Annotated in this window: 6 protein-coding genes and 1 pseudogene; 2 read left to right on the top strand and 5 right to left on the bottom strand. The window is 70.7% G+C overall.

The window, feature by feature from the left end; translation table 11 throughout:
- Positions 1-354 (top strand): annotated as a pseudogene (locus tag NS283_RS17755) (hypothetical protein); the annotation flags it as partial.
- A 63-nt stretch (positions 355-417) separates the two neighbouring features.
- Here NS283_RS17755 and hpf read toward each other — a convergent pair.
- From hpf to mtrA, 5 genes are all read right to left on the bottom strand, one after another.
- Positions 418-1,077: a ribosome hibernation-promoting factor, HPF/YfiA family gene (gene hpf / locus NS283_RS17750; protein WP_058598172.1), complete on the bottom strand. Its 660-nt coding sequence runs from the start codon at positions 1,075-1,077 to the stop codon at positions 418-420.
- Between the two features lie 115 nt (positions 1,078-1,192).
- Positions 1,193-1,876, bottom strand: coding sequence for a ComF family protein (locus NS283_RS17745; protein WP_058598171.1), 684 nt, complete (start codon positions 1,874-1,876; stop codon positions 1,193-1,195).
- A 97-nt stretch (positions 1,877-1,973) separates the two neighbouring features.
- Entirely contained in the window at positions 1,974-3,632 is a 1,659-nt protein-coding gene (locus NS283_RS17740) for an LpqB family beta-propeller domain-containing protein (protein ID WP_058598170.1), read from the bottom strand.
- Positions 3,629-5,314: an MtrAB system histidine kinase MtrB gene (mtrB, locus tag NS283_RS17735; protein ID WP_058598169.1), complete on the bottom strand. Its 1,686-nt coding sequence runs from the start codon at positions 5,312-5,314 to the stop codon at positions 3,629-3,631. Before mtrB ends, NS283_RS17740 begins: the two co-directional genes overlap by 4 nt.
- A 7-nt stretch (positions 5,315-5,321) precedes the next feature.
- The gene (mtrA, locus tag NS283_RS17730; RefSeq protein WP_058598168.1) at positions 5,322-6,002 is read right to left on the bottom strand and encodes an MtrAB system response regulator MtrA; all 681 of its coding nucleotides are present in this window, start codon (positions 6,000-6,002) and stop codon (positions 5,322-5,324) included.
- Between the two features lie 201 nt (positions 6,003-6,203).
- Here mtrA and NS283_RS17725 point away from each other — a divergent pair, with 201 nt between their 5' ends.
- Entirely contained in the window at positions 6,204-7,298 is a 1,095-nt protein-coding gene (locus NS283_RS17725; RefSeq protein ID WP_241492282.1) for a glycerophosphoryl diester phosphodiesterase membrane domain-containing protein, read from the top strand.
- Positions 7,299-7,309 lie beyond the last annotated feature (11 nt).

Here is a 7,309-nt window from a genome sequence, read left to right as displayed (position 1 = left end):
CGCGCTGGCTCTCGCGGGTTGTCCCCCGCGCCCCCGGCGTGGTCCGGCCCGGATACCCGCCCACGCTCGTCCGGAGCGGAGCGGGTGCGGTCGGGGCTCCCGGTCTGCCCCGTCGCCGAGGACGAGCGCGAGCCGGTGCTCGCCACCGCACGACGCACGGGAGCGCTGGCCGCCGAGGCCCGGCAGATCGCGCAGCGCGACATCGAGCAGTCCCGCCCGTCGGACTGGGGTGACGGCGGAGGCTGGGGCGGCGGCGGTCGCGGACAGGGCGGCATGAGCGGCGGCAACATGGTCGGCGGGATGCTCGGCGGCCTCGTCATCGGCTCGCTCCTCGGCGACATCTTCGACGGCTGATCGACCGGCGCACACGAGGAAGCCCCCGGCCGAGGCCGGGGGCTTCCGTACGTCGACGGCCCGTCAGGACGCGACGGCCTGCGGCGGGGCCTGCGTCGACAGGGCGATGACGCCGTAGTCCCAGCCCTTGCGGCGGTACACCACGCTCGGGTGGTCGGTGCGCGCGTCGATGAAGAGGAAGAAGTCGTGGCCGACCAGCTCCATGCGGTCGACGGCCTCTTCGGCCGTCATCCACTCGGCGCCGAACTCCTTCTCGCGGATCACCACGGGCGAGTAGTCCGCTTCGTCGGCGGAGTCGTTCTGCACGGGAACCTCACCCGTGGCGACAGCCCGCAGGACGTCGACCGAGGCCGGCTGCACGTCGATACCGGAGAGCTCGCCCGTGCCCTTCTCGAACTTGGCTCCGCGGGGGTGGTTGCGCGCGTCGATGCGCTTGTCCTTGGCTCGGCGGATCTGCTCCGAGATCTTGTCGACCGCGAGGTCGAGGGCGGCGAACTTGTCCGCATCGGTCGCTTCGGCACGGACGACGGGCCCCTTGCCGTCGAGCGTCAGTTCGACCGTGTCGTCCTCCATTCGCCCGTTGCGATAGGAGCGGTGAGTGACCTTGACCTCGAGCGCCTGCGCTCGCGGGGCCAGGTGTTCGATACGGCTCACCTTTTCTTCGACCACCGAGCGGAAACGATCGGTGATCCCGACTCCCACGCCGACGATGTTGGTGTCCATCCGTGACCTCCTTGTTCCGGGTTCCGCCCGGTCTAAGGGCGGAACGTCCGTCGCCTTCAGTCATCCCCACGCTAGTAGCGCGACCGCCGCCTGTCACGCGTGAATCACCCTTTCGTCATCCGCTCTTATCCTTCGCACGCTGTCTCGACGGGTCGACGCGCAGGGGCGTGTGCGCGAGCGTCGCCGCGACGACCTCGGCGGCTCCGGCGACCCGGAGCGCTCTCGACGCGTCGTCCAGCGTGGCCCCGGTGGTGACGACGTCGTCGACGAGCACCACGCGGCGCCCGCGGACCGGGCGCGAGACGAACACTCCCCCGACATTGGCGCGTCTCGCCTCTCGATCGAGCCCCCGCTGATCGCGCGGAGCACGCGCCACGCGAAGCAGCGGAACGGGAGCGTGTCCCCCTCGGCGCACGAGCAGGTCGACGGGTCGATAGCCGCGACGCCGATAGGCGGCCCGTGACGAGGGAACCGTCGCGACGACGGTGTCGGGGGCGACCGCATCGGCGAGCACGAGCGCCAGCGGAGGCGCGAGAGCACGCGCCAGCGACGTCCGCCCCTCCTCCTTGAGGGCGCGGAGGACGCGCGCGGGCACGCCGGAGAACTCCATCGCGCTAGTCACGACCAGCCCGTCCGCGGTGCGGCGGCGGTGCGGGGCCGCGGCCAGGGCCGCTCGGCATCCGGAGCACAGTCCGACATCGAGCGCGCCGCACCCCGCGCACGCGATCGGCAACCAGAACGTCAGCGCATCGTGCAGGGCGGGGACGACGGCGGCCGACAGGGCGGAGCGGGAGACCATGCCCTCATGCTCGTCGACCGGCCCGCTGCGGCGGGCGTGGCATCCGCCCATCCGTGGAGGTGTCGCGCGAACACCCTCGTGGGGAGGACGAGTGCGGTCAGGATGCCGTGCCCTGCTGCGCCGCCAGGACGCGGATGTCGTCGGCCACGAGTGTCCACGAGCTGCCGCGGCGGCTGAACAGCCGGCCGGTGTCATCGAGCACGCGCACGCTCGTGCTGCCGCCCGCGACGCTCCGCGCCCCGTCGGGGGCGCCGCCCGTGGTGCCGCGGCCGCCGACACCGAGTTCGCGCAGGTGACTCACGCCGTCGTCGAGGGCGAGGATGCCGAGCGTCGCGTCGTCCAACCACGCCAGGTCGAAGGCTCCCGACTCGGTGAACGACAGCACGTGGGGCGGCCCGAGGTTGATCTCGCTCGACGTGCGCTGGATGCCGGCGAGCCAGACCTCGCGGACGCCTGCCACCGTGACGATCGCCGCGACGCGCGTGCCGTCGCGCGAGATCTGGAAGGCGGTGATCTCGGAGGCATCCGGCCACGCGTTCCCGATCTCGGACGGCACGCCCTCGGGCGTGAAGGCGCGCAACTGCGAGGGCGACGACGACGGCACGCTCCAGATGAGCCCGGAGGAATCGATCGAGGGTGCGACGAGTCCGGGCCGGTCGTCGAGGAGGAACGTTCTCCCGTCGGCGAGCGCGCTGGCCACGGTTCCCTGGGTCGTGCGGACCGCAGCGAGGGAGCGATCGGCCTCGAGCTCGATCGACTGAGGAGACAGCGATTCGACGGCATCCGAGAGTCCGGGGATCGTCGTCACCTGATCGCCCGAGAGGATGCCGAAGGTCCCGTCCGTGGTCATGACGGCGGGCGGCGGATCGACGCGCGTGACGCGGACCGGCACCTCCTCGGCCGCGATCGGGGTGCCCTCGACCGTCATCTGCACCTCGCTGATGCCCGCCGTCGAGAGGCTCCGGGTCAGCTGCGTCTGCATGCGGTTCAGGGTCGTGGTGTCCAGGCTCAGCGCGGCCCGGGGAAGCTGCACCTGGGCGACACCACCCGACGAGAGCGTCACCGAGCGCCCGACGAGCGAGAGGTCCTCGGGGAACGCGTTCTTCACCGCCCCCTCGAGCCACGCGCTCGGCTGCCCGTCGACGAGCGCGGTCGCCACACGACTCGCCACGAGCGGGCGCGGGAACCAGCGCACGTCCGGCACGATGAACGTCCAGGTCGGATCGAAGTACGCGATGGATGCCGACTGGTAGACGGTCGGGAAGACCTCCTCGTACAGCACCACACCGTCCGGGGCGGCACTGATACGCCACTGGTCGTCGACGCGCACCAGCGAGTAGCCGAGCGAGTCGGTGGTTCCCGCCACGCTCGGCGAGTAGGCGCCGTTCCCGTCGACGCTCGCGACCGTCGACAGCGACACGGTCACGGTCGCCCCGTCGGACGAGGCGGTGGCCCGGCGATCGGCCAGGCGGTCGATCGTGACGCGCGCGCGGGGGTCCCACTGGGTCCCCGGGGCGAGGAACAGCTTCGCCGTCGCCCAATCGTCGGCGGGGCCGGACCCCGCGCGCAGGAAGCCCTCGACGATCTCGGCGGGCGAGGCGTCGTCCTGCGGGCCGTCGGGGACGAAGGCGAACGTCTGCGCGTCGTCGCTCTGCGGACCCCGACCGGGGTTCACGTATCCCGAGGTGGGGAGGCCCGTGCACGCGGTGAGCAGCAGCACCAGCGCCAGGCTCACCACCGACAGTGCGCGCTTCATGTGGCCCTCCCGGTCGTGCGCCCGAGCGAGATCGGCTGGGTGATGCCGAGCGCGCCGAGGGTGCCGCCCTGCTCGTCCTCGGGGACGAGGGGCAGCGGTGAGCTTCCCAGCGGGCGCCCGTCGCGGGGCAGGGTGAGGACGAAGTTGGAGCCACGGCCCGGCTCCGACCACACCGCGAGGGTGCCCCCGTGCAGGCGCGCGTCCCCGAGGGCGATCGAGAGGCCGAGACCGGTACCGCCGATCGTGCGCACACGCGACGGATCGGCACGCCAGAACCGGTCGAACACGCGGTCGACGTCTTCGGCTCGCATGCCCAGACCGAAGTCGCGCACCCCGAGGGCCACGGCATCCCGACCGCTGTCGACGGACACCACGATGGGCCTGCCCTCGCCGTGCTCGATCGCGTTGCCGAGGAGATTGCGCACGATCCGCCGGATGCGCCGGGCATCCATGTCGACGGGTGTGTACCCGCCCGGTGCGACCAGACGCACGTCGGTGCCGTGCTTCTCGGCGAGTTGCTCCATCGACGCGATCACGTCTTCGGCGAGTGAGGCGAGGCTCGTGGGCTCGAGTTCGAGCTGCACGGATCCCGCGTCGTAGCGGCTGATCTCGAGAAGGTCGGTCAGCAGCACCTCGAAACGCTGCACTTGCGCGTGGAGGAGTTCGGCGGCGCGTCCCGTGACGGGGTCGAACTCGTCGCGCTGGTCGTTGATCATGTCGGCCGCGAGCTTGATCGTGGTCAGCGGCGTGCGCAGTTCGTGCGAGACGTCCGAGACGAACCTCTGCTGCACGAGCGACAGGTCGGCGAGCTCCTTGATCTGGGACTCGATGCTGTCGGCCATCGCGTTGAAGGAGCGGTTCAGCGTGGCGAGCTCGTCCTCGCCCCGCACGGGGAGCCGCACTCCGAGATCGCCCGCAGCGAGCTTCGCGCTGGTCTCGGCGGCATCCGCGATCGGCGTCGTCACCGAACGCAGCACGACCCAGGCGATCGCCCCGATCAGCACGACGAGGATCAGGCCGACCACCCACAGCAGCACCTGGACGAACGACAGGGTCTGCGCGGCGCTCGCGAGGTCGTACCCCATGTAGAGCTCGTAGTAGTCGACCCCGTCCTGCGCGGGGAAGCGCAACTGATGACCGACCAGGATGCCGGGAACCTCGCGATCGTTCTCCGTCGGCAGCGCCACCGACTGCCACCACTGCAGATCGGGGCTCGACTGGACCTGCGTGCGCAGCTCGGGCGTGACGAGGTCGGACTCGAAGGTCGGGGAGATGAAGGGCTGCGGCGCGAGGGGCGAGGGAGGTCCGATGCGGTACAGCGCGATGAGATCACTCGACGACTGCTGCGACAGGCGTGTCGCGATGCCGTTCATCAGGGTCTGGGCGGCGGCCGGGTCGGTGGAGTCGACGGCCGCGTCGAGGGTGGCCTGCGCGGAGGCGGTCGCGCGCTGCGCCTCGAGGAGCACCTGGTCTTTGCGGGCGGTGAAGAGCTCGTTCTGGATAACCAGGGCCATCGCGAGACAGGTCACGAGGATGGTCGTCGCGGTGAGCGCGACGGTGATGACGATGGTGCGGAAGCGCAGCGAGCGACGCCACAGGGTGATGAGCCGGTCCCGGTTCGCGCGCCAGTCGCGCGTGCGCCACCCCCGCGGCGTCGCCAGGGTGCGCACCGCGCCGGTCATGACGACCTCAAGCCACCGCGCCGGCGCGATAGCCCACACCGCGAACCGTGGTCACGATGCGAGGGTTGTCGGGGTCGGCCTCGATCTTGGCCCGGAGTCGTTGGACGTGCACGTTCACGAGGCGCGTGTCGGCCTTGTAGTGGTAGCCCCAGACCTGTTCGAGCAGCATCTCGCGCGAGAACACCTGCTGCGGCTTCTCGGCGAGCGCGACGAGGAGCTCGAACTCGAGCGGCGTGAGGGCGATCGGGGTGTCCCCGCGACGCACCTCGTGCGCGGCCACGTCGACGACGAGGTCGCCGATGCGCAATGTCTCGTCGACCGGCGCCTGCACGGGGCGCAGGCGCGTGCGGATCCGCGCGACGAGCTCCTTCGGATTGAAGGGCTTCATGATGTAGTCGTCGGCACCCGACTCCAAGCCCTTCACCACGTCGGCGGTGTCGGTGCGGGCCGTCAGCATGATGATCGGGACGCCGGATTCGGCGCGCACGCGGGTGCAGATCTCGATGCCGTCGACGCCCGGCAGCATGAGATCGAGCAGGATGAGGTCCGGCCGCTCGGAGCGCCAGGCCTCGACCGCCTGCGCGCCATCGGCGCAGAAGACCGTGTCGAATCCCTCGGTGCGCAGCACGATGCCGATCATCTCGGCCAGCGCGGTGTCGTCATCGACAACCAGGATCCGTGAAGTCATCGGGTGTACGTCTTCCGTCTCGAAACCCGCTCGGGAACGGGCCATGGCCCCCCGGGTGAGGGAGCGATCCCTAAGAGCGTAGTCGACATGCCCGGGAAGGGGCCGAGCGCGCTGGGGGTGTCCCCATGACTGTGACCATGACGGGGTGTCGGAGGTCTATGACACGATGAAGACACGGCCGACCACCGAGGAGGCGTCATCGTGACCGCGTACCCCGCCTGGACCCCCGCGTCGCGTCCGGGGATCGTCCCGCTGCATCCCTTCGGGTTCGGCATGATCCTCGGCCGGTCGTTCACGGCTCTGCGCCACAACCCCCGCGTGCTGCTCGGTTTCGCGCTCGGGGTGCAGACCGTCGCCTACATCGTGCTGAGCGCGGCCATCGCGGGTGCGGCCATCGCGAGCTTCTCGCGGCTGGATACCCTCGTCGAGGGCAGCGACGACTTCAACGCGGTGATGGCAGGGTCGATCGCTCTCACGGCGATCGTCGCTCTCGTGCTCGGGGTGGCGGCGAGCGGCCTGAGCGTGCTGGTGCAGGGCGTCGTCGTGGCAGAGGTGGCGCACGGCGTGGTCGCCGAGAAGCCGACGTTGAAAGTGGTCTGGCGGCGGGTTCGCCCGGTCGTCTGGCGCCTGATCGGGTACGCCGCCCTGACGTTCACCGCGGTGATCCTCGTCCTGGCCGTCCTGGCCGGAATCGTCGTCGCGGTCTCGTTCGCGCTGCTGCCGGTCGGCATCCTCCTCGGTCTTCTACTCGCCCTCGGGTGCGTGCCCCTCTACCTGTGGCTCGCTACCAAGCTCTTCCTCGTGCCCTCGGTGATCATCCTCGAGGGCACGGGGATCCGGGCCGGGATCGCCCGGTCGTGGCGACTCACCCGCGGGCGATTCTGGTCGACGCTCGGTGTCCTGGTCATCATCTCCGTGGCGTTCAGCGTGGTCGCGCAGATCATCTCGTTCCCGCTCAGCTTCGGCGCCAGCTTCCTCTCCACGCTGCTCGCACCCACGGGCGCCCCGGAGCCGGGCGCCATCGCGGGCTTCATCGTCGTGCAGTTGCTCGGGCAGGCCGGCATCCTTCTCGTGCAGTGCATCGCCCTCGTCGTGCAGTCGACCTCGGCAGTGCTCGTCTACGTCGACGCCCGCATGCGCACCGAGGGACTCGACCAGGATCTCGCCGCCTACGTCGAGGCGCGCGATGCCGGGGCGAACGACCTTCCGGATCCGTACCGTGTAGGCGTCGGACGAAGCATCGCGCCCCTTCAGCCGTGGGGCGCTCCCCCGCCGGGTGGGGCGCCCCACGGCTGAAGGGGCGCGAT

Source organism: Microbacterium testaceum, from assembly GCF_001476285.1.
Classification (GTDB): Bacteria; Actinomycetota; Actinomycetes; order Actinomycetales; family Microbacteriaceae; genus Microbacterium; species Microbacterium testaceum_B.
This window is presented reverse-complemented; position numbering and strand designations above follow the sequence as displayed.